Here is a 21,212-nt window from a genome sequence, read left to right as displayed (position 1 = left end):
CAGTTCTCCTCTCTTGTTATCGTTCGATGGTGTCCACACGGTAGTGGATGACGCCCCGGGGGGCTTCCACGGTGATCTCGTCACCGGCCTTGGTGCCCATCAGGGCCTTGCCGAAGGGGGAATCCTCGGACACCTTGCGCTCCATGACGTTGGCCTCCTGGGAGCCGACGATGGTGTATTCCGGCAGCTGTTTGCCGTTATCCAGATTGGTGACCACCACACGGCAGCCGATGGAGATTTTGTCGGAGTCCATCTCGGACTCGTCCACAATGACGGCGTGGAGCAGAATCTCCTCCAGCTCGGCAATGCGGGAATAGAGCTTGCCCTGCTCGTTTTTCGCCTCGTCATACTCGCTGTTTTCGGACAGGTCGCCGAAGCCACGGGCCTCTTTGATCAGCTCGGCGATCTCGTCGGCGCGAGTGGTTTTGCTGTAGTCCAGTTCTTTTTTGAGCTCGTCATAGCGCTCCTGGCTCATTCTGAATTCTTTTACGGTTGCCATATGATCCATTCCTTTCGGGTGCCCGCCGGAAGGCGGCCACGATATACCTATAATATGTCACGTTGCATTATAGTAATTTTATGGACCGATGTCAAGGGTTTCCACGGATTTGACGCAGATCTCCGGCAGGCGGCAGGCCCGGTGCAACAGGGACAGAAGCCCCTCCGGCGGCGGGGCCTGGGACGGGTCCGGCCAGGCGTACCGTACCTCCTGGCGCAGGGCGCAGTCGGGGGTCAGGTACAGGGGCAGGCCCTCCCGGGGCGGCGGGCCGAAGGTCACGGTGACGGCGGCGGGGCCGCCGCCGGTGGTAAGTCCCAGCTGCCGCAGCAGCTGCCGCTCCAGGGCTTCCTGCCCCGCTCCTGTCTCCAGCCGCAGGCGCCGGAAGCGCCGGGCCAGGACCTGGGCCGCCAGCAGAGCCCGGCTGTCGGCGCAGTCCGCCAGCAGCAGGGCCGTGTCCCCGGCGGGGGCCAGGGCGTCCAGCAATTGCGGCAGCAGGGCCAGCCGCAGTCCGTCCGGCAGAACCGGACGCAGAGGGGCAAAATCCCCCTCCCGGCCCGGCGGCAGGGCGGCGTGGGACACCCCGCAGCGCTCCAGCCGCCCGATCCACCGCCGCAGACGCCGCCCGGGAAACAGGCCCCCGTCCAGGTCCCCCTCCAGGGCCCAGTAGGTCATACCGGCGGCGGCGCGGCGCTCCAGCACCGGGCGTCCGGCGGTCAGATGCACATATCCCAGCATAAAAAAATCCCCTCCCGCCTTAATCCTGTTCCAAAAGAGCAATGCTCTTTTGGAACAAAAAGTCATTCGCTCCGAACCGCGCGTCCGAATGGCCTTTTAAGCCCATTCGGGCACACTCTCTCCGCGCAAAGTATTTTTCGTGACGTACACGCCCAGCGGAAGTCCCCTTGGGGGATGCCGCCGCGAAAAATGGATTTGACTTGATTCGCGACCTGCGGGCCGCGAACTCTGCGAGGCTTTTTTCGCATAAAAATCCCCTCCCGCCTTATTTTATAAGGCAGGAGGGGAAAATATACGGAATTTTACCAGCCGTAACGGATGTAGCCGGGGAGGTAGGGCAGGGGGTTCACAGCGGTACCGTTAACGCCGCCGATGCGGATCTCATAGTGCAGGTGGGGGCCGGTGGAAACGCCGGTGGAGCCTATCTTTCCGATGACCTGACCCTGGGCCACCCGCTGGCCTACTACGGCGATGACCCGGCTCATGTGGCCGTACACCGTGCTGGTGCCGTCGTCATGCTGAATCTTCACGCAATAGCCCAGGCCATAGTTCCAGCCCTCGTTGGCCACCTTCACGGTGCCTGCTTTGGTGGCGTAAATGTCGGAGCCCCAGGAGGCGCCGATGTCCACACCCAGATGATAGGTGCTGGCGCCGGGGCACGGTGCGTCGCGGCCGCCGTAGCCGCCGGTGATCAGGCGGCAGGCGGTGGGCCAGATGAAGCCGCCCACGGCGGTCTGGTTGTTGCGGTTGGCTTCCTCGGACTTGCGGATCTCCTCCTGAAGCTCCTTCTCCCGGGCGGCCTGCTGGTTCAGCAGTGCCTGCTGGCCTGCCTCGCTGGCGGCATACTCCTCAAACACCCGGGTAGCCTCGGCCACCTGGGCGTCCAGCTCTGTCTTGCTGGCGGTAAGCTCCGCCTGCTGCTGCTCCAGGTCCGCCTTATCCTGGGCCAGCTGCTCCCGCAGGGTGCGCAGCTGGTCGATGACGCTCTGGTCGTGCTCCACGATCTCGTTGATAAAATCCATGCGGCTGAGGAGGTCGGCAAAGCCCGTAGCCTTGAACAGCACGGACCAGTAGGAAACGGTGCCCCGCTCCTCCTCCTGCCGCACCTGGCGGCAGAACAGCTGATACTGCTGCTCCTCCTGGGCCTCGTTTTCGGTGATGCGGTCCTGAGTGTCCTTGATCTGCAGCTCCAGCAGGTCGATCTGCTGGGCGATGACGGCGGCCTGCTGGTCCAGCAGCTCCTTCTGCTCCAGGGCCTTGGCCTTGTCGGACTTGATCTGGTCCAGCTGCTGCTGAATCTCCTGCTTTTTGGCACGGGTCTCGGCCAGCTGGTCATTGAGACTGGCGCCGTAGGCCGTGTCCACCGGCCGCAGGGCCAGACACAGGGCGGCCATCATGGCCACGGCGCACACCAGGGCGGTCAGGCGTTTGATTTTCTGTTTCATGACGGTCTCCTCTCTTTTTATACCCGCAGGAATTTTCGGATGGCGGTGAGGCTGCCGCCCACGCCCACCAGGATGCCCACCCCGGCGAATACCGCCGCCACCGGGGCCCAGATCTGACGGAAGTCCACCACCCGCAGCAGCTGCATGGTGTCGGAATTGGCGATGCCCTGGGATACGGCGGCATACAGCAGCCACTGGAGCCCGAAGGCCACCACCGCGCCGATGAGTCCCAGCAGCAGGCCCTCATACACGAAGGGCCAGCGGATGAAGCCATCGGTAGCCCCCACCATTTTCATGATGGCGATCTCGTCCCGCCGGTCAAAGGTGGTGAGCTTGATGGTGTTGGAAATGATGAACACGGAGATGATCAGCAGAATGGCGATCAGGGCGATGCTGATGACGCTGGCGATGTTGCGGACGGTGATGAAGCCGTTGGAGATGTCCTGGTCCGCTCGGACCTTGGCGATGCCCTCCGTTTCGTCCAGCTGCTGCACCACCTGGTCCATGAGCTTCAGGTCCGTCAGGTGCATCACATAGCGGTGGCGGAAGATGGTGGGGTCCAGGTCGCTGTACAGGTCGTCCTCGTTATACTGGTCCACATATTCGTCCCGGGCCTCCTGCCGGGAGACGAAGGTGCAGTCCGCCACGCCGGAGATGCCCGACAGTTGGGACTGGAGGCCCTGGGCCTCCTCATCCGTGAGGCTCTCGTCCACGAAGGCCACCACGGCGTTCTCCTTCTGCAGGTCCTGCAGGTTGATGTTGGCGTTGTAGGCCACTAGCGAGAAGGTGCCCATAATCAGCAGGCACGCCACGGTGACGCCGATGGCGGCAAAGGACATGAACCCGTGGGACAGCATATTGCCCACGCCCTCCCGGAAGAAATAACGGAAATTACGCATGGGCGGCCACCTCGTATCTGCCCACGCCGGTGGCGGCTACCACGCCGTGGTCGATCATAATGACCCGCTTGTCAAAATGATTCACCAGGCTCTTTTCGTGGGTCACCACCACCACGGTGGTGCCCAGGGCGTTGATGCGCTCCAGCAGGGTCATGATCTCCAGAGAGCGGGCGGGGTCCAGGTTGCCGGTGGGCTCGTCGGCCACGATGGTGCTGGGATTGTTCACCAGGGCCCGGGCGATGGCCACTCTCTGCTGCTCGCCGCCGGACAGCTCATCAGGGAACCGGCGGCCCTTGCCGTCCAGCCCCACCAGGCCCAGCACATAGGGGATGCGGCTTTTGATCTCCCTGGCGGAGGCCCCCACCGCCCGCATGGCCAGGCTCAGATTGTCGTACACGGTTTTGTTGCCGATCAGGCGGAAATCCTGGAAAATCACCCCCACGGTGCGGCGCATCAGGGGAATCTGACGCCGGGTGATGTTGCTCATGGAGAAGCCGTTGATCATCACCCGGCCCCGGGAGGGCACCAGCTCGCCGGTCAGCAGCTTGATGATGGTGGACTTTCCGCTGCCGGAGGGGCCCACCAGGAACACGAATTCCCCGTCCTGAATCTCAAAAGAAATGCCATTTAACGCATGGGTGCCATTTTCGTATGTTTTTTCAACATTTGTCATTCTGATCATGGGATAATACCTCGATGTATGCACACACGATGCCCTTTGACAGGCGTCGTCATTCGGCCTTTTTTTACTTCACGGAAACATTATAAACAAAAAGTTACAAAATGGCAACAAAAAAAATATTAAATCTTTGTGAATGCAGGCGGTAAAATATGGAAAATCTGCCAGACGGAAAAACAGGCCGCCGAAAAAATGGGACTCTCCCGCTATCGGAAAGGAAGATAGTTACGAAAGAAACCCATCAGGGGTGTCTTTCGTTTGCAATCACAGGTTTTTCAGAACTTAAAAAGTTCTGAAAAACCGCACGCAGCTTGTCAAAAAACTTTTTTGACAAGCTGAACAGGCCGCCGGTATCACCGGCGGCCTGCGGGGTTTCGGCTGTGATTCAGTTCATCTGCTTGCGGCGGGAGAGGTTCACGGTGCCGTCGTTCATCTCGTGGACGGAATCCAGGCTCTTGCCGGTGCCGATGGCCACGCAGCTGATGGCATTTTCGGCCACCACGGTGTGGATGCCGGTGCGGGCGGTGATGAGCTTGTCGAAGCCGTCCACCAGGCTGCCGCCGCCGGTCATGACGATGCCGTTGTTGGCGATATCCGCCACCAGCTCCGGCGGGGTGCGCTCCAGAACGCCGTGAATCGCCTCCAGAATGCGCTCCACCGGCTCCTCAAAGGCCTCCAGCATCTCGGTGGAGGTGACGGTGATGGTCTTGGGCAGGCCGGTCATCAGGCAGCGGCCCTTGATCTCGATGGTGGTCTCCTCCTCCTTGGGGAAGACGCAGCCGATCTGCATCTTCATCTGCTCGGCGGTGCGCTCGCCGATGAGGATGTTGTGCTTGCGGCGCATGTATTTGACGATGGCTTCGTTGAACTGGTCGCCGGCCACCTTGATGGAGGCGCTTTCCACCACGCCCTTCAGGGAGATCACGGCAATGTCGCTGGTGCCGCCGCCGATGTCTACCACCATGTGGCCCTCGGGCTTGGTGATGTCGATGCCGGCACCGATGGCCGCGGCCACAGGCTCCTCGATCAGATACACATGGCTGGCGCCGGACTGCAGGCCCGCGTCCACCACGGCGCGCTCCTCCACCTCGGTGATGCCGGAGGGAACGCAGATGATGACACGGGGCTTGAAGATGTGGTGGAAGCTGCCGCTGACCTTGCGGATGAACTCCTTGAGCATCCGCTCGGTCATGTCGTAGTCGGAGATGACGCCCTCACGCAGGGGACGGATGGCCACGATGTTGCCGGGGGTACGGCCCAGCATGGCCTGGGCGTCTGCGCCCACGCTGAGCAGGCGGCCGTCGTCCTTGTTGATGGCCACCACGGAGGGCTCATTGAGCACAACGCCCTTACCCTTGACATATACCAACACCGATGCGGTACCCAGGTCGATACCGATATCCTTTGCTAAAGAACACATAATGCTGCACCTCATTTTTCTGATATGGACCACGGCCCCGGGGAGGGCCATTTAATTCCTGATATCCTATTATAATGGCGCTTTTCCCATTTTGCAAGAGAATTTGTGGGTTTTTCCAAATCGTAATCTTTTGTTCATAATTTGTAACCTTTGGGCCGGTGCTTCATTATGGACAGGCGGCAGGGATTTTATTCCTCCCGGGTGACGGCCAGGGTCAGACCCAGCACGTCGGCGGCTCCCGCCTGGCGCAGGACCCGGGCGGCCTCCCCCAGGGTGGACCCGGTGGTGCAGATGTCGTCCACCAGCAGGAAGCGCTTTCCGGCGATGCGCTCCGGATGGACGGCCTCATAGGCCCCCAGGACGTTGGCCCGGCGGGCGTCGGCGTCCTCCAGGCCGGACTGGGGCGGGTTGTCCAGAATTTTGCGCAGGGTCTCCTGGGGCTCCACGTGCCACTCTACGCACAGGCTCCCGGCCAGATACCGGGCCTGGTCAAAGCCCCGCTTGCGCAGGCGCTTCCGGCTCACCGGCACCCAGGTGATGGCGTCGAACTCGCCGCCGAACTCCTCCGCCGCGCAGCGGGCCGTCAGGCTGCCGAAGCAGGGCAGGCCGCCCATGCGGCCCTTGAATTTGAAGTCCAGAATGGCACGGCGGACGGCGTCCTCGTAATACAGAGGCGCGGCCACCCGGCCCCAGGAGGTCTGGCGGACGGCCCGGTCCCCGGTGTAGGGCAACTTCTTTTCGCAGCCGGCGCAGATCAGCTCCTTGCTGCCGATGTGCTGATTGCAGAAGGGGCAGCGCCGGGGGAACAGGAAGTTCAATGCCCCCTGCTCCAGCTGGTTCAGCCGTTCGTTGAGATCACTCATGCCCATGGCTTGGTCCTCCTTGCTTGAGTCTGCGGCGCAGGCCGCTGTATCGCCGGGTGCGGCGGTCGTTTTCCGCCATGCGGCCGGGGATGGCGTCGTCGCCTACCATCACCAGCAGCTCCCTGGCCCGGGTGATGGCGGTGTACAGCACGCCCCGGACCAGCAGGTTGGGAGCCGCCGGGGCGGACACCAGCACCACCGCCCGGTATTCGCTGCCCTGGGCCTTGTGGACGGTCATGGCGTAGGCCATGTCCAGCTGGCTCAGCAGGTCGGCGGTGTATACGCTGGTGCGGTCGTCGAACCGGATGGTCACCAGCTCGCCGGAGGGGTCGATGTCCTCCACCGTGCCCACGTCGCCGTTGAAGATACCGCTGCCGGCCTCGCCGTCGTCCTTTTCCCAGAGAACGTCATAGTTGTTCCGGGTCTGCATCACCCGGTCCCCCACCCGGAAGATCATGTCGCCCCAGGTCTTCTGGCGCTTGCCCGGGGCCGGGGGGTTCAGAGCTGCCTGCAGGGCCCGGTTCAGGCTGACGGTGCCGGTCTCCCCCTTGCGGGTGGGGGTCAGCACCTGGATCTGCCCGGCGGGGATGCCCATCTTGTCCGGCAGACGGGTGCGGCACAGGTCCACCACCGTCTGCACCAGCCGGTCCGGCGAGCGGCGGCACAGGAAGAAAAAGTCGCTTTGCTTGTTGCTCAGGTCCGGGGCCTGGCCCCGGTTCACGGCGTGGGCGCTGCGGATGATGGCGGACTGCTCCGCCTGGCGGAACACCTCCGTCAGGGTCACGGAGTCCACCGCGCCGCTGCGCAGGATATCTCCCAGCACGTTGCCGGGGCCCACGGAGGGCAGCTGGTCCGGGTCCCCCACCATCACCAGGCGGCACCCGGGCTTCAGGGCCGCCAGCAGGGCGTCCATCAGCGGCAGGTCCACCATGCTCATCTCGTCCACGATGACGGCATCGGCCTCCAACAGGTCCTTTTCGTTTTTCTTGAAGGTCACCTCGCCGGTGAGCTCGTTGAAGGTCATGCCCAGGCAGCGGTGGATGGTCTGGGCCTCCCGGGAGCACAGCTCGCTCATGCGCTTGGCCGCCCGGCCCGTGGGGGCCAGCAGCAGCACCGTCAGGCCCATGCGCTCCAGCAGGGTGACGATGCCCCGGGTGGAGGTGGTTTTGCCGGTGCCGGGGCCGCCGGTCAGCAGCAGCACCCCGCTCCGGGCCGCCAGCTCCACCGCCCGGCGCTGCTGGGGCGCATAGGCGATGCCCTGGCGGGCCTCCATCTCGGCGATGATTTTGTCCACGTTTTTCCCGGTCTGCCGGGGCGCGTCCCGCAGGGACAGCAGCCGCCGGGCCACCTGGGTCTCCGCCTGATACAGGCGCTGGAGATAGCAGGCCTGCACCCCCGCCACCGGCTCCTGGACGATGACGCCCCGGGCCAGCAGCCCGTCCAGGGCGGTCTCCAGGGCGTCCGGGTTGCCGTCAATCAACTGGGCGGAGGCAAAAAGCAGCTTGTCCCGGGGCAGGAACACATGGCCGTTGTTCAGATTGTGGGACAGCTCGTATGTAAGGGCGGCCTCCACCCGGCAGGGGCTGTCGCCGTCGAAGCCCATGCTCAGGGCGATCTCGTCCATGGTGGAAAAGGCCACGCCGTAGGCCTGCCCCGTGAGAAGATAGGGGTCCTCCTTCAGCCGGGGCAGGGCCTGGGCCCCATAGGCCCGGTACAGCTGCATGGCCAGAGGCACCGGCAGCTCATACCGGGCCAGAAATTCCATCACCCGCTTCAGCCCCGTCAGCTCCCGGAAGGCGGCGGACAGCTCCATGGCCTTTTTGGCGGTGATGCCCTTGACGGTTTGCAGCCGCTCCGGCTCCTCCTCGATAACGGCCAGGGTGTCCGCCCCGAAGCGGTCCACCAGCCGCTGGGCGGTGGCGGGGCCGATGCCCTTGAGAATGCCGGAGGCCAGATAGGCCGCGATGTCCTCCTCCGTCTCCGGCATGCGGCGCTCCACGGATTCCGCCGCGAACTGGGGGCCGTAGCTGGGGTGGTTGGTCCACACCCCGGTGACGGTCATGCCCTCGCCGGGGGCGGCGCAGGGGATGCACCCCACCACCGTCACCAGCTCGCCGTCGTCCGTCAGCAGGGAGAGCACGGTGTAGCCGTTGTCCTCATTCTGAAAAATCAGGCTTTGTACGGCGCCCTCCACCGTGCTTCGTTCGGCCATAGCGGCCCTCCTTATGGTAAATGGTCGGGGATCTCCGCCGCCGTCAGCAGCAGAAGATCGTCGTATCGCTCCGTCAGCTCCCGGGCCCGGCGCAGGTCCGCCCCCTCCAGGCCGCAGTCGCACAGCACGATGGGGACCGCCCCCCGCAGCTGCCGCCGCAGGTCCAGCATCTGGGCCGCCGGGGCGGCAAAGTCGCAGCCGGGCCGGGCGGGGATCAGCAGCATCACCCGGGCGGGCTCCCGCCGCCGGAACCAGCCCGTCAGCAGCCAGAACAGGGCCGCCAGCCCCGTGGCCGCCAGAAAGGCCAGCACGCCGTCTTGCAGCACCTCCATGATATCACCTCGATATCAGTGTATGCGGCGGCGGGGACGGGGGTGCAGGCGGCAGAAACGTGTTGCATTCCGCCGCGCCATTTGATACAATAGCCATGGCGCTGCACGAACGGCAGGCGGTTGGCTGATGATCCCCGAAAGGGGGTGACGCCATGCGGATTACATTACATATCGGGCCCTATACGGTTACGATCATTGTAAAGAAACGCGAAAACCGCCACTCGGCCAAGTGACGGTTTTCATTATGAATTCCTGATTGAACCGAGCCAACCGCTTGTCGCAGCGCCCTTTTCTGTGTTCATTATAGGCGGCGCAGGCCGTCTTGTCAAGCCCCGGGACCGTCTCCCGGGGCCTGATTTTCTTTTGTGCGGGTCAGGTACGGGGGGTTGTGCGGTTTAATACTGATAGCCCCGCTTTTCGTCCCGGAACTCCTCCACCCGGGCCCGGTAGGCCTTCATGGCGGTGTCCTCAAAGGCCAGGTGCACGTCCCTGGCTCCCATCTGCTCCAGCAGATACCGGGTGAAGGGCGGGTTCAGCGGCAGCAGGGGGCCGATGAGGTAGGTGGCCATGAGGCCGCCCCGGAGAAAGCCCTCGGCAAAGGCCCCGGGATGGCGGCCCACACCACGCTCCACCCGGAACAGGGGGTTCGCCAGCTCATCATCGGGATAGGTGTGGCCGAACAGGCTCTTGAAGCCCACGATCTCCATATCCTGGAAGCTGCCCAGCAGGAAGCTGTTGTGGCGCTTCATCATATGATACTCGGCGTGGGTCTTGAGAATGCCCAGGCCGTCGAAGGCGCGCTTGCCGTCGATGACCACATATTCGCCCAGGGCGTCCAGGGCGTTGCCGGTGGCCAGCATCAGCCCGCCGCCGTCCACATAGCGCTCCAGTTCCGCCTTATAGGGGGTCAGGGCCTGGACCATCAGCTGCAACCCCCGCTCGGTGGCAGAGCCCACGTACACCAGGTCCACGCCGCCGTCCAGAAAGGCGGGGCGGTCCTTCAGACCGGTTTCCACCACCTCCATCTCCGGGCAGGACTGGCGCAGATAGGTGACGTTCATCAGGTCGCCGCAGAGGTTGGCCACCTCGGGGAACAAAATCTCGGTTTTCATGCCTGCACCTCCTGCTCCGCCGCCCGGGAACGGGCGATATCCTTCATCTGGTCATATACCTGATAGGCAAGCTCCAGGGTGTCCGTGCCGTAGAGCACATACAGCTCGTCGCCGGGCTCGTAGGCCATCATGGCCGCTGCGTCGTGCTCGTCCTTGGCGCAGGCCAGGCGGTCCTCCGGCACGCCGGCCATCAGGCAGCGGAGCTTGTAGTCCTCGCACCGCAGACCGGTGCACACCACCCGGACGATGCTCTCGTCCGCCAGATACTCAAAGTCCGTATCGTAGAACCAGCAGACGTTTTCCGACCAGTGGGGCACGTCCGTCAGGGAGTTCATCAGCAGCATGACTTCTTTCTTGCCGGGGCGGGAGGCGATATACTGGAATACCCGGGAGCAGGCCAGGGCGTTCTTGTCCTTGGCCATTTCCCGGACCAGGGTGACGTTTCCGGCCTGTTCCACGTTGTGGCGGCTTTCGGTGATGGCGGACTGGGACAGCACCCGGGCGATCTCGTCATGGGCGTAGCCCAGCTGACGCAGCACGGCGATCACCGTGACCATGTTGTAGACATTGAACACGCTGTCGCAGATCAGGGTGTAGGGGTATTCCTTGCCGCCCTCCCGGATGGTCATGGTACCGCCGGGGATATCCACGTTGGTGGCCAGATAGTCGCTGTCCGGGGAGTGGAAGCCGCAGTCCTGGCACACGGCCCGGCCGATGTGGTGATAGCGGCGGTATTCATAGCGCAGCTTCCCGGCGCACTTGGGGCAGATGCGCACGTCGTTGATGTGGTTGACGCACTCCACGGTGTCCGAGGGCAGGCGGTCGATGCCGAAATAGACCCGGGAATTCTCCGGGGCCAGGCCGCAGGAGATCAGGTCGTCGGCGTTGAGCACCAGCTTGGAGGCGGCGGGGACGCTGCGGCTGATGATGCCGGCGATGAAGTCGGCGTGGGCGTTGCGCATGATGCTGTCCCGGAACAGGTTGGTGACGGCGATATAGTCCGGGGTGATGTAGGGGTACACCCGGACGCTGGAGCGCTCGTCCACCTCCAGCACGGCCATGTCATAGTCCTTTACCCGGCCCGCCAGGTCGCAGCCCTTCAGCAGGGCGGTGGCGATGCCGCTGGCCACGTTGGAACCGGCCCGGTTGATGAGGACCCGGTGACCCGCCTTTTCCAGGGTGTCCGCCAGGAGATTGCTGACGGTGGTTTTGCCGTTGGTGCCGGTGACGGCGATGATGGTTTTGGGACGGCCCACATACTTCAGAAAGTCCGGGCACAGCTTCAGGGCCAGGGTGCCGGGGAAGTCCGTTCCGTTGTGGCGGGTGATCTTCAGCGCCGGGACGGACAGCTTCGCCATCCACAGCGCAAACAGGAATCGCAGTTTACCCATTGTGTTCAAGCCTCCTTGGTAATGATCGCCGCCGCCCGGCAGCTGCAGCCGTCGGCATTTTCAAATTTCAGGGGCATGGTCAGGAACGTGAATTCCCGGCCGATGAGCTGCGCCAGCCCCTTGAGGTTCTCGGTATTCACCAGCCCCGCGCCAAACAGAGTCAGGTGGTTGGGGAAGTCCACCGTGCCGCAGGGGTCCAGGGAGATGGAATCCTCTCCCACCCCCTTCAGGGGCAGGCCCGCCACGAACCGGGCGGCCTCCTCGGTCAGACACGGAAACCCCTCATAATAGGCATCGGTGCCCCAGTATTGGTCCCACCCGGTGCAGAACAGCAGAAAGTCCGCGTCCCGCAGGGCGGCCTCGTGCCGCAGCAGCAGGTCCAGGGGAATTTGGGACAGGCCACGGCAGTCCAGCACATAGCCCCGGCCCACAAAGCGGTCCGGACCGAAGCTGTCCAGGGTGGGGGCCCCGTCCATCATGTGGGCGGGGGCGTCCATGTGGGTGCCGGTGTGGGAATACATGTGCAGCAGGGTCTCCCGGTAGCCGCACTGGGAAACGGTGCAGGCGGTGGTAAGCCGGGGCGGCTCCGTGCCGGGATAGACGGGCATATCCTCCCGGATGGTGTGGGTCAGGTCGATAACGGTCATGTTGAGGTCCCTCCTTCGGGCGGTGTTTCGCGGGTGTGCAGGTATACCATCAGGGCCGCTATGTCGGCGGGGGATACGCCGGAGATGCGGCCCGCCTGGCCCAGGTTCTCCGGCCGCAGGGCGGCCAGCTTCTCCCGGGCCTCCAGCCGCAGGCCCTGGATATGGCTGTAATCCATGTCCGGCGGCAGGCGGCGGCGCTCCAGCTTCTCAAATTCCTCCACCTGCTTCTCCTGGCGGCGGATGTAGCCCTCATATTTCACGGTGATCTCCACCTGCTCCCGGACGGCCGGGGGCAGGCCCGGCGGGGCCGGGTCGAAGGGGATCAGGTCGTCATAGCCCACCTGGGGCCGCCGCAGCAGGTCGATGAGGCGGCAGCCGTCGGCCACCGGGGCGGTGCCCCGGGCCGTCAGCAGATCGTTCAGGGCTGCCGAGCCGGGGACGCCGGTTTTCTCCAGGCGGCGGATCTCCCGCTCCACGGCGGCGTATTTTTCCTCCACCCGCCGCAGCCGCTCAGCCGATACCAGGCCGATGCGGCAGCCGATGGGGCACAGGCGGCGGTCGGCGTTGTCCTGCCGCAGCAGCAGGCGGTATTCCGAGCGGCTGGTCATCATGCGGTAGGGCTCCTGGGTGCCCTTGGTCACCAGGTCGTCGATAAGGGTGCCGATGTAGCCTTCGCTGCGCTTCAGGATCAGCGGCTCCCGGCCCAGCAGGGCCAGCGCCGCGTTGACGCCCGCCACAAAGCCCTGGACCGCCGCCTCCTCGTATCCGGAGGAGCCGTTGAACTGTCCCGCCCCGTACAGGCCCCGGACCGTCCGGGTCTCTAAGGTGGGGCGCAGGGCCGTGGGGTCGATGCAGTCGTATTCGATGGCGTAGGCCGGGCGCATCATCTCCGCCCGCTCCAGGCCGGGGACGGAGTGCAGCATGGCCAGCTGCACGTCCTCCGGCAGGGAGGAGGAGAAGCCCTGGATGTACATTTCCTCCGTGTCCAGGCCCATGGGCTCGATGAACAGCTGGTGCCGCTCCTTGTCCGGGAAACGGACGATCTTGGTTTCGATGGAGGGGCAGTATCGGGGTCCCACCCCCTGGATGACCCCGGAATACAGGGGGCTTTTGTCCAGGTTTTCCCGGATGATGCGGTGGGTCTCCGGGGTGGTGTAGGTCAGCCAGCACACCGCTCGGTTTTCCGGCGGGGCCGGGGTCTCGAAGCTGAAGGGCAGGGGAGAGGGGTCCCCTTCCTGGAGCTGCATTTGGGAAAAGTCGATGCTCCGGCGGTTGACCCGGGGAGGGGTGCCGGTTTTGAACCGCCGCAGAGGCAGGCCCAGGGCCAGCAGGCTCTCCGTCAGAGGGCCGGCGGCGTGAAGTCCGTCGGGGCCGGATTCCTCCACGCAGTCGCCGACGATGGTGCGGCCCCGGAGATAGGTGCCGGTGCACAGCACCACCGCCCGGACCCGGTATACCGCCCCGGTGCGCAGCACCACGCCGGTGACGCGGCCGTTTTCCGTCCGCAGGGCCACCGCCTCCGCCTGGCGCAGGGTCAGGTGCTCCTGCCGCTCCAGGGTGTGCTTCATCACCTGCTGATAGGCCCGGCGGTCCGCCTGGGCCCGCAGGGACCACACGGCGGGACCCTTCCGGCGGTTGAGCATCCGATACTGGATGCAGACCCGGTCCGCCGCCCGGGCCATTTCGCCGCCCAGGGCGTCCAGCTCCCGGACCAGGTGACCCTTGGCGGTGCCGCCGATGGCGGGGTTGCAGGGCATATTGCCCACGGCGTCCAGGTTGATGGTCAGGCACACCGTTTCCAGCCCCAGGCGGGCGGCGGCCAGAGCCGCCTCGATGCCGGCGTGTCCCGCGCCGATGACGGCGATATCAAATTGTCCCGCGTCAAATTCTCTCATACAGGCTCCTTATGCGCGCCGCAGGGTCAACACCGCCACCTCCGGGCGGTTGAACAGGCGCACCATGCCGCCGAGGCCCCGGGAGACAAATACCTCCGCGCCCCGGCAGGTGTAAAATCCGTTGGTATAGGAGGGCAGCAGCGTGCCGCCGCTTCCCAGCAGCCCGTCGGTAAAGGGCAGACGCCACAGGCCGCCGTGGCCGTGGCCCGACAGGGTCAGATCCGCCCCCAGGGCGGCGTATTCCGATTCAAACAGGTTGTTCCGGTGGGCCAGCAGCAGCCAGAAGCCCTCCGGGGCGGCGTCCCGGACCTCCCGGGCCACCTGCTGGGGCGTTTTCTGGTCGGCGTAGCCGTTGGGGTCGTCGATGCCCGCCAGGAGCAGGCTGTCGCCGCCCCGCTGAAGCGTCACGAAGCCGTTATGGAGCCAGGTGACGCCGCAGTCCGCCAGCAGGGCCGCCGTCTCCTGCATCTTTCCGGCGGCCCACTCGTGGTTGCCGGAGACGAAATAGCAGGGGGCCAGGGCCGTGAGCCTTTCCAGCAGAGGGCGCAGGTACGCCGGGTCCGTCCACTCGTCCACGAAATCCCCCACCAGGGCGATGACGTCCGGGTGGGCGGCCTCCACCGCCGCCGCCAGGCGGCGGTTGTCCCGGCCGAACCGGCGGCCATGGAGGTCCGACAGCACCACCAGCCGTCCGCCGTCCCAGCCCGGGGGCAGACGGGAGGAGGAAAATGCGTATTCCTCGACGGAGAGGGTGTAGTTCCCCCACCAGAGCCCGGCTCCGGCCAGGGTCAGGGCCGCCAGCAGCAGCGGCAGGGTCTTCTTTCTGCGTTGTTCCTTGTGGGCCACGGCGGCACCTCCTTTCCCGCTGTCACTTATTATATAATAGGTTCCCCGGGGTTTGCAAGTCCTTTGTTGTGCATAATAGCAAAAAATGATGAGCGGTTTTTATGAAAAATGTAGATTCTCACCCTTGCAAAACCGGGCCGGGCGGGATATACTATAACCGTGAAAAGAGAAGAAAGGAGCGTGATACAATGACCAACATCTTCATGAAGGGTGACCTGGATGACATGATCTTCGAGGGTTCCGACTGGCAGCCCAGCGAGCGGTAAGTGATCCGGCTATACCAAGGAAGAAACCACGCCTGTGCGTGGTGATTTTTTTTACAGAAAAAGCGTTTTACGAAGGGATGCGCCGCAAGGCGCTTTTTTTGTGCCCATTTATGGGGCCCGTCTGCGGCGGCACAGGTCCGCGATGATGAGCGCGGCGCAGCACAGCAGCACCGCCGCCAGAATGAGAATGGCGCAGCTGCGGAAGAACGCCTCCGGCAGGATCAGGATCACCGGGTCCGTGGCCGGGTCAAAGAGCCAGTTGTCCTTGCCGGGGAAGAAGATGCTGTGGAACACCGTGAAGGCCCGGTCAAAGTCCAGGGCCGCCAGGACGCCGGCTATGGCCAGCGCCCCGCCCAGGCCGCAGCCGGCCCAGAAGCCGGGACTGTGGCCCGCCAGGGGACACAGGGTCAGGCCCTTTTTCCGCCGCAGAGCGTACAGCACCAGCAGCACCGCCATGCACACCGCCAGCACCCGAAGGTCCAGCAGAAACAGCCGCCGCACATCGGCGAAGTGGCTGGCCCCCTCCGGGGAGAAGGACAGCACACCGGCGGCAAAGTCCGGGCGCTTGCCCAGGCAGTAATCCATCACGTCGTCAAAGGCCGCCCCGATCTGCTCCGCCGTCAGGCCGCTGCGGGCGGGGATGCCCAGAGGCTCGATCTGGGCCCGGTAGAAGGGCCGGATCAACAGCGGCAGGGCGATGGACCCGGTCAGGATGGTCAGGGCCATGGCAAAGGCCGTGAAAACGGACAGCAGCTTCCTCATGAAATATCCTCCTTTTTCCGGCCGGACAGCACCAGCAGCACCTGGCCCGGCAGGTAAAACAGCCACATACCCACCTGGGCAAAGGCGGCAAGCCACCCGGGAAACAGCTCCGGCTGGTTATGAACGCCCACGCACACGTCGCACAGCAGGAACAGACACAGTCCCCAGGCAAACAGCGGCATGGAAAGGGAAAGCGCCTGACAGGCGTTCACCAGGAAATTGGCGAAATACACCGCCGCCAGCAGGTTCAGCGGCGACAGCAGGCCCAGGGCCCACAGCCCTGCCCAGGCCGCACCCACCAGGAACAGCCGCAGTCCCCACAGGGAACGGCCGCACCGGCGGAGGATACGGACCAGGTACAGCCCCTGGACCCCGCAGAACAGGGCCACCCCTGCGCCGTACCAGTCGTTCAGCAGCAGAAGAAAGGTGTCGGCCCCCAGGGTCAGGGCCATGGCGGCGGCCATCAGGCGGTTGCCGCCCCGCCGGGCGAACAGCACGGAAAACACCAGGCACACGGCGATGGAGGCGTATTTCACCGGGTCGCCGCTGCCGCCGGTAAGGTCCAGGGTCATGAACGCCGCGTACAGGGCCGCCTCCAGCCCCAGAAAGGTCGCCGTCACAGGTCCCACAGCTGCGGGTCGCTGGCGGAGACGCACAGGGCCCCGGCGCTCAGCGCCGCGGTGACATCGGCCTTGTCCGCCAGCAGGCCCCCGGCGATCAGGGGCACCGGCAGCTCCCGGGACAGCCGGGCGATGACCCTGTAAATGGTACCGGGCAGCACCTCGATCAGGTCCGGCATCCCTATGCCGGTCTCCTTCCCCAGGTTGCTGACGGCCTTGGAGTCGATGGCGAACACCCGCAGCACCGTCAGCATGCCCAGCTCCCGGCCCCGGCGGATGATGTGGGGCCGGGTGGAGATGATCCCGTCGGCTCCGCAGGAGCGCAGATAGTCCACGGCGATCTCCCTGGGGGCCAGTCCCGCCACCAGGTCCCCATGGACCACCGCCCGCTTCCCGGCCCGGTGGACCCGGTCCACAAGACCCACGATATTCAGAATGTCGCCGCACAGCAGGAACACCGCCGCTCCGTCGTGGGCCAGGGCCAGGTCCAGAGTCTCCGGCTCCTTCACCGCCGGGATCACCGGCGTCCGCTCCAGCAGCGGCAGCATGGGATGGGACATAGGGCGGACCCTCCTTCCGCAGTTTTCTCTCCCTATGTTACCACGGTAGGTGGGCAAATTTCAACGATATTTTCAGGAAAAAGTGCTTGACAGGGGAGGGAGGGTCTGGTATACTATCCTGGAAAACAAAGAAGGCTGGATGCATCCGCCTCACCTCCCGCCCCAGGCAAAGAGGTCAACAGCGATTTTCGTCAGGGCTTCCGTTATGGGGGCCGTGCCGCTGCGCGGATGCAAGGGATGCATTCGCGTTTTTTATTTATCGAATGGAGGTGCGACGGTTATTAGCAAGGTAGAGCATGAACTCAATGAAGAGATCCGGGATAAGGAGATCCGCCTCATCGGCGAAGACGGCGAGCAGCTGGGCATTGTGTCCTCTGCGGAGGGCCTGCACATCGCCGAGGAAAAGGGACTGGACCTGGTGAAGATTTCCCCCCAGGCGACGCCGCCTGTGTGCAAGCTCATGAACTATGGCAAGTTCAAGTTCGAGCGCAGCAAGAAGGAGAAGGAAGCCAGAAAGAACCAGCACGTGGTGGAGATCAAGGAAATTCGCATGTCTCCGGGCATCGATGTCGGCGACTTCAACACCAAGCTGAAAAATGCGCAGAAGTTCCTGGCTGACGGCAACCGGGTGAAGGTCTCCGTCCGCTTCCGCGGCCGCGAGATGGCGCATACGGATATCGGCCGGGATCTGCTGAAGAAGTTCGCGGAGCTTTGCGCCGACGTGGCCACCATGGATAAATCCGCCAAGATGGAGGGCCGGCTCATGTCCATGTTCCTGTCCCCCAAGGCCCAGAAGGCCGGAAAATAACACACGAGTTCTTCCCGCCCCGGCGGGAGAATAGATGGAAGGAGTAATATTATGCCTAAACTGAAGACCCACAGCGGCGCCAAGAAGCGCTTCAATCTGACGAAGTCCGGCAAGGTCAAGAGAGCGCACGCTTTCAAGAGCCACATCCTCACCAAGAAGGACACCAAGCGCGGTCGTCGCCTGCGCAGCGGCACCTATGCCGACTGCACCAATGAGGCCACCATCCGCAAGATGATCCCCTACAAATAAGAGACGGATATCGTTAGAAATAGGAGGCAATTAAGAAATGGCACGTGTTAAAGGCGCTATGATGGCGCGTAAAAGAAGAAATAAGACTCTGAAGCTGGCCAAGGGCTACTGGGGCGCCAAGTCCAAGCACTTCAAGATGGCCAATGAGCAGGTCATGAAGTCCCTGACCTACGCCTATGTGGGCCGCCGGCTGAAGAAGCGGGATTTCCGCCAGCTGTGGATCACCCGCATCTCCGCCGCCTGCAAGCTCAACGGCATGAACTACTCCACCTTTATGCACGGTCTGAAGGTGGCCGGCATCCAGATCAACCGCAAGATGCTCTCTGAGATGGCCATCAACGACACCGTGGCCTTCACCGCCCTGTGCGACATCGCCAAGAAGGCGTAAACGGATACGCGGAACATACGACATAAAAAATCAGGTCCGGAAACGGACCTGATTTTTTTGTTCCAAAAGGCTTGCAGACTGAGAAGTGTTTTTTGCGACGTACACGCCGCGTCCCTCCGGCCCGCCGCACGGCGGCCCGGCCCCACTCCTGATAGAAGCCGCGTCCGGCCACGCAGATCAGGATCTGGCCGCCGCCGCTTTTGGCGTGATGGATGTGCCAGTTGTTGCGGCAGCCCGGCTCAAAGGTCACATTGAAAATACCGACCTGTTCCGTGGAAACGGGCGCAAGAAAGCTCCTGCCCGTAAAATACTGCGCAAAGCCGTCGTTGGGCGCACCGATGGGGAAGACCATGGACGCGGCATGCCGGGCCATGGCGCTGTCGCCCGAAGGAGCGGTTTGTTTCACAGACATTTTCTTTACTTCCATTATTCCGGCCCGCGCTCTTGCGCGGCGCTTTGGTTTTTGCTATACTCATGATAACACCTGAACCCGACTTTAAGTCAAGATCTTGAGGCGGGATATCTGTAAATTTTGCTTGAAGGGAGGCACAGAAGTTGAAACAACGCACCTATATTGCCATTGACCTGAAATCCTTCTATGCCTCTGTTGAGTGCCGGGAGCGGGGGTTGGATCCGCTGGACACCAACCTGGTCGTTGCGGATGAGAGCCGGACGGAGAAAACCATCTGTCTGGCGGTGACGCCCTCCCTCAAAAGCTACGGCATCTCCGGGCGCAGCCGACTTTTCGAGGTGAACCAGCGGGTCCGGGAGGTGAACGCCCGGCGGCAGCAGAAGGCCCCGGGGCGAAAGTTGGAGGGTTCATCCCACTTTTTCTCCCGGTTGCAGGCTGACCCGGCCCTTGCCGTGGACTTCCTCATCGCGCCGCCGAGAATGGCGTACTACATGGAGTACAGCACCCGCATTTATCAGACTTACCTCAAGTACATCGCGCCGGAGGACATGGTGGTCTACTCCATCGACGAGGTGTTCATGGACGTCACCGACTATCTCAGCACCTACCGGCTGACGGCCCGGGAGCTTGCCATGAAGATCATTCTCGATGTGCTGGAATCCACCGGCATCACGGCAACTGCCGGAATCGGGACAAACCTCTTTCTCTGCAAGGTAGCCATGGACATTGTAGCGAAGCACATTCCCGCCGATAAAAACGGCGTCCGCATTGCAGAGCTGGACGAGATGAAGTTTCGCCGTGAGCTGTGGTCACACCGGCCTCTCACCGATTTCTGGCGGGTGGGCCGGGGCATCGCAAAGAAGCTGGAGGAGAACGGGATGTTCACCATGGGCGATGTTGCCCTCTGCTCGGAGCGGAATGAGGACCTGCTTTATAAGCTCTTCGGCAAGAACGCGGAACTGCTCATCGACCATGCGTGGGGCTGGGAGCCCACCACCATTGCGGCCATCAAGGCGTACCGCCCCAGCTCCAACAGTCTCAGCTCCGGTCAGGTCCTGCACTGCCCCTATGAGGCGGACAAGGCAAAGCTGGTCGTCCGGGAGATGACGGACCTGCTGGTGCTGGATTTGGTGGATAAGGGGCTTGTCACCGATCAGATGGTGCTGACCGTGGGCTATGATGTTGAGAATCTGACCGATCCGGCGCGGCGGGCCAGGTATCACGGCCCGGTGGAAACCGACCGCTATGGCCGCCGGATCCCGAAGCAGGCCCACGGCTCTATTAACCTTGACAGTCACACATCATCTACGAAGAAAATAATGTGCGCCGTGTCAGAGCTGTTTGACCGGATCGTGGACAGGAATCTCCTGGTGCGGCGCATGTATGTCGTTGCAAATCATGTCCTGCCGGAAGCGGATGCACCGAAGAAGAACAACGGGGTTGTCCAGCTCGACCTTTTTACGGACTACGCCGCCCAGGAGGAAAAGCAGAAGGCGGAGGACGCCGCCCTGGAACGGGAACGAAAAATTCAGAAGGCGGCACTTGCCATCAAGAAGAAGTACGGAAAGAACGCCATTCTCAAGGCGATGAATCTGGAAGAAGGCGCAACGGCGAAGGACCGAAATGCGCAGATCGGCGGGCATAAGGCGTAGAGAATGAAATAAATTGGAATTTATAAAGGAGAATATTGATGAAACTATTTTTATGTTCACATTTTTCAAGTGTAGGAAGTCTGATAAAGGAAGAAATTGAAAATAAGAAAGTCGCATTTATTCCAACAGCTTCGCTGCGTGAAGGCTACACCGGTTATGTCGGCTCGGCTCGAAAGCTATTCAATAAACTGGGAGCAACCGTAACGGAAATTGATATTTCAACGGAGGCTTATTTAACGATACAGTCCGTTTTTGAAGATGCGGATGTGATCTATTTTACTGGTGGAAATTCTTTCTTCCTTATGGATCAGCTCCGTAAAACGGGAACGAATGAGCTATTGAAGAAGGAATTGGCAAAGGGAAAACTGATGATCGGTGAATCGGCGGGTGCGATTATATGCGCTCCAACTATCCAATATATTGAACAAATGGATGAAAAGCCAGAGGACTACTCACAAGAAGATGATGCAGGGCTTGATTTGATTGATTTCTATGTTCTTCCGCATTATCTTACAGCACC

General features: G+C 62.8%; 23 protein-coding genes and 1 pseudogene. 6 read left to right on the top strand and 18 right to left on the bottom strand.

The window, feature by feature from the left end; translation table 11 throughout:
• Window positions 1–16: 16 nt before the first annotated feature.
• The 14 genes from greA to LKD37_RS00055 all read right to left on the bottom strand — a co-directional run bounded on the left by greA (window position 17) and on the right by LKD37_RS00055 (window position 14,975).
• Entirely contained in the window at window positions 17–499 is a 483-nt protein-coding gene (gene greA / locus LKD37_RS00120; protein ID WP_302927494.1) for a transcription elongation factor GreA, read from the bottom strand.
• A 78-nt stretch (window positions 500–577) separates the two neighbouring features.
• On the bottom strand, window positions 578–1,234 hold the full coding sequence (locus LKD37_RS00115; RefSeq protein ID WP_302927493.1) for a hypothetical protein: 657 nt from the start codon (window positions 1,232–1,234) through the stop codon (window positions 578–580).
• Window positions 1,235–1,536: 302 nt separating this feature from the next.
• Complete coding sequence (locus tag LKD37_RS00110; protein WP_302927492.1) at window positions 1,537–2,679, bottom strand: murein hydrolase activator EnvC family protein; 1,143 nt, start codon at window positions 2,677–2,679, stop codon at window positions 1,537–1,539.
• Window positions 2,680–2,696: 17 nt separating this feature from the next.
• Window positions 2,697–3,578, bottom strand: coding sequence for a permease-like cell division protein FtsX (gene ftsX, locus LKD37_RS00105; RefSeq protein WP_302927491.1), 882 nt, complete (start codon window positions 3,576–3,578; stop codon window positions 2,697–2,699).
• Window positions 3,571–4,260: a cell division ATP-binding protein FtsE gene (ftsE, locus tag LKD37_RS00100; protein ID WP_302927490.1), complete on the bottom strand. Its 690-nt coding sequence runs from the start codon at window positions 4,258–4,260 to the stop codon at window positions 3,571–3,573. The genes ftsX and ftsE overlap by 8 nt, the downstream gene beginning before the upstream one ends.
• A gap of 382 nt (window positions 4,261–4,642) precedes the next feature.
• On the bottom strand, window positions 4,643–5,677 hold the full coding sequence (locus LKD37_RS00095) for a rod shape-determining protein (RefSeq protein WP_302927489.1): 1,035 nt from the start codon (window positions 5,675–5,677) through the stop codon (window positions 4,643–4,645).
• Window positions 5,678–5,865: 188 nt separating this feature from the next.
• Window positions 5,866–6,546, bottom strand: coding sequence for a ComF family protein (locus LKD37_RS00090; protein WP_302927488.1), 681 nt, complete (start codon window positions 6,544–6,546; stop codon window positions 5,866–5,868).
• A complete protein-coding gene (gene recD2, locus LKD37_RS00085; protein WP_302927487.1) occupies window positions 6,533–8,752 on the bottom strand; it encodes an SF1B family DNA helicase RecD2 in 2,220 nt (739 codons plus the stop codon). The genes LKD37_RS00090 and recD2 overlap by 14 nt, the downstream gene beginning before the upstream one ends.
• 11 nt (window positions 8,753–8,763) lie before the next feature.
• Complete coding sequence (locus LKD37_RS00080; RefSeq protein ID WP_302927486.1) at window positions 8,764–9,084, bottom strand: hypothetical protein; 321 nt, start codon at window positions 9,082–9,084, stop codon at window positions 8,764–8,766.
• 395 nt (window positions 9,085–9,479) lie between these two features.
• Window positions 9,480–10,196, bottom strand: a complete 717-nt coding sequence (locus LKD37_RS00075; protein ID WP_302927485.1) for a hypothetical protein — start codon at window positions 10,194–10,196, stop codon at window positions 9,480–9,482.
• On the bottom strand, window positions 10,193–11,587 hold the full coding sequence (locus LKD37_RS00070; protein WP_302927484.1) for a Mur ligase family protein: 1,395 nt from the start codon (window positions 11,585–11,587) through the stop codon (window positions 10,193–10,195). Before LKD37_RS00070 ends, LKD37_RS00075 begins: the two co-directional genes overlap by 4 nt.
• Before the next feature lie 5 nt (window positions 11,588–11,592).
• The gene (locus tag LKD37_RS00065) at window positions 11,593–12,234 is read right to left on the bottom strand and encodes a cyclase family protein (RefSeq protein WP_302927483.1); all 642 of its coding nucleotides are present in this window, start codon (window positions 12,232–12,234) and stop codon (window positions 11,593–11,595) included.
• Window positions 12,231–14,129, bottom strand: coding sequence for a tRNA uridine-5-carboxymethylaminomethyl(34) synthesis enzyme MnmG (gene mnmG / locus LKD37_RS00060; protein WP_302927482.1), 1,899 nt, complete (start codon window positions 14,127–14,129; stop codon window positions 12,231–12,233). The genes LKD37_RS00065 and mnmG overlap by 4 nt, the downstream gene beginning before the upstream one ends.
• Before the next feature lie 9 nt (window positions 14,130–14,138).
• Window positions 14,139–14,975 (bottom strand): metallophosphoesterase, encoded by an 837-nt coding sequence (locus LKD37_RS00055; RefSeq protein WP_302927481.1) that lies wholly within the window; start codon window positions 14,973–14,975, stop codon window positions 14,139–14,141.
• 101 nt (window positions 14,976–15,076) lie between these two features.
• Between LKD37_RS00055 and LKD37_RS00050 the strand changes: the two genes are divergently transcribed.
• A complete protein-coding gene (locus LKD37_RS00050; protein ID WP_302927480.1) occupies window positions 15,077–15,241 on the top strand; it encodes a hypothetical protein in 165 nt (54 codons plus the stop codon).
• A gap of 108 nt (window positions 15,242–15,349) precedes the next feature.
• Here the strand turns inward: LKD37_RS00050 and LKD37_RS00045 are convergent, their stop codons facing one another.
• From LKD37_RS00045 to LKD37_RS00035, 3 genes are read right to left on the bottom strand one after another with little or no spacing between them, the layout of a single operon-like run.
• On the bottom strand, window positions 15,350–16,003 hold the full coding sequence (locus LKD37_RS00045) for a TIGR01906 family membrane protein (RefSeq protein ID WP_302927479.1): 654 nt from the start codon (window positions 16,001–16,003) through the stop codon (window positions 15,350–15,352).
• A complete protein-coding gene (locus LKD37_RS00040) occupies window positions 16,000–16,623 on the bottom strand; it encodes a lysoplasmalogenase family protein (protein WP_302927478.1) in 624 nt (207 codons plus the stop codon). The genes LKD37_RS00045 and LKD37_RS00040 overlap by 4 nt, the downstream gene beginning before the upstream one ends.
• A complete protein-coding gene (locus LKD37_RS00035; protein WP_302927477.1) occupies window positions 16,620–17,183 on the bottom strand; it encodes a glycerol-3-phosphate responsive antiterminator in 564 nt (187 codons plus the stop codon). The genes LKD37_RS00040 and LKD37_RS00035 overlap by 4 nt, the downstream gene beginning before the upstream one ends.
• Window positions 17,184–17,403: 220 nt before the next feature.
• Here LKD37_RS00035 and infC point away from each other — a divergent pair, with 220 nt between their 5' ends.
• Genes infC through rplT form a run of 3 tightly spaced genes read left to right on the top strand, consistent with a single transcriptional unit; the run spans window position 17,404 to window position 18,628 of the window.
• Window positions 17,404–17,991, top strand: coding sequence for a translation initiation factor IF-3 (gene infC / locus LKD37_RS00030; RefSeq protein ID WP_306414361.1), 588 nt, complete (start codon window positions 17,404–17,406; stop codon window positions 17,989–17,991).
• A 51-nt stretch (window positions 17,992–18,042) separates the two neighbouring features.
• Window positions 18,043–18,240 (top strand): 50S ribosomal protein L35, encoded by a 198-nt coding sequence (gene rpmI / locus LKD37_RS00025; protein WP_021859480.1) that lies wholly within the window; start codon window positions 18,043–18,045, stop codon window positions 18,238–18,240.
• 37 nt (window positions 18,241–18,277) lie between these two features.
• Window positions 18,278–18,628: a 50S ribosomal protein L20 gene (gene rplT / locus LKD37_RS00020; RefSeq protein ID WP_302927476.1), complete on the top strand. Its 351-nt coding sequence runs from the start codon at window positions 18,278–18,280 to the stop codon at window positions 18,626–18,628.
• A 112-nt stretch (window positions 18,629–18,740) separates the two neighbouring features.
• On the opposite strand, the pseudogene LKD37_RS00015 reads toward rplT, so the two are convergent.
• A pseudogene (locus tag LKD37_RS00015) lies at window positions 18,741–19,019 on the bottom strand (cupin domain-containing protein); the annotation flags it as partial.
• 164 nt (window positions 19,020–19,183) lie between these two features.
• Between LKD37_RS00015 and LKD37_RS00010 the strand changes: the two are divergent.
• Entirely contained in the window at window positions 19,184–20,692 is a 1,509-nt protein-coding gene (locus LKD37_RS00010) for a Y-family DNA polymerase (RefSeq protein WP_302927475.1), read from the top strand.
• 38 nt (window positions 20,693–20,730) lie between these two features.
• On the top strand, window positions 20,731–21,212 hold a 482-nt coding region (locus LKD37_RS00005), incomplete at its 3' end, for a Type 1 glutamine amidotransferase-like domain-containing protein (protein WP_302927474.1).

This window comes from Brotocaccenecus cirricatena, from assembly GCF_020687045.1.
Taxonomy (GTDB): domain Bacteria; phylum Bacillota; class Clostridia; order Oscillospirales; family Oscillospiraceae; genus Vescimonas; species Vescimonas cirricatena.
Note: the sequence above shows the minus strand (reverse complement) of the source record. Positions and strands in the feature narration are given on the sequence as shown.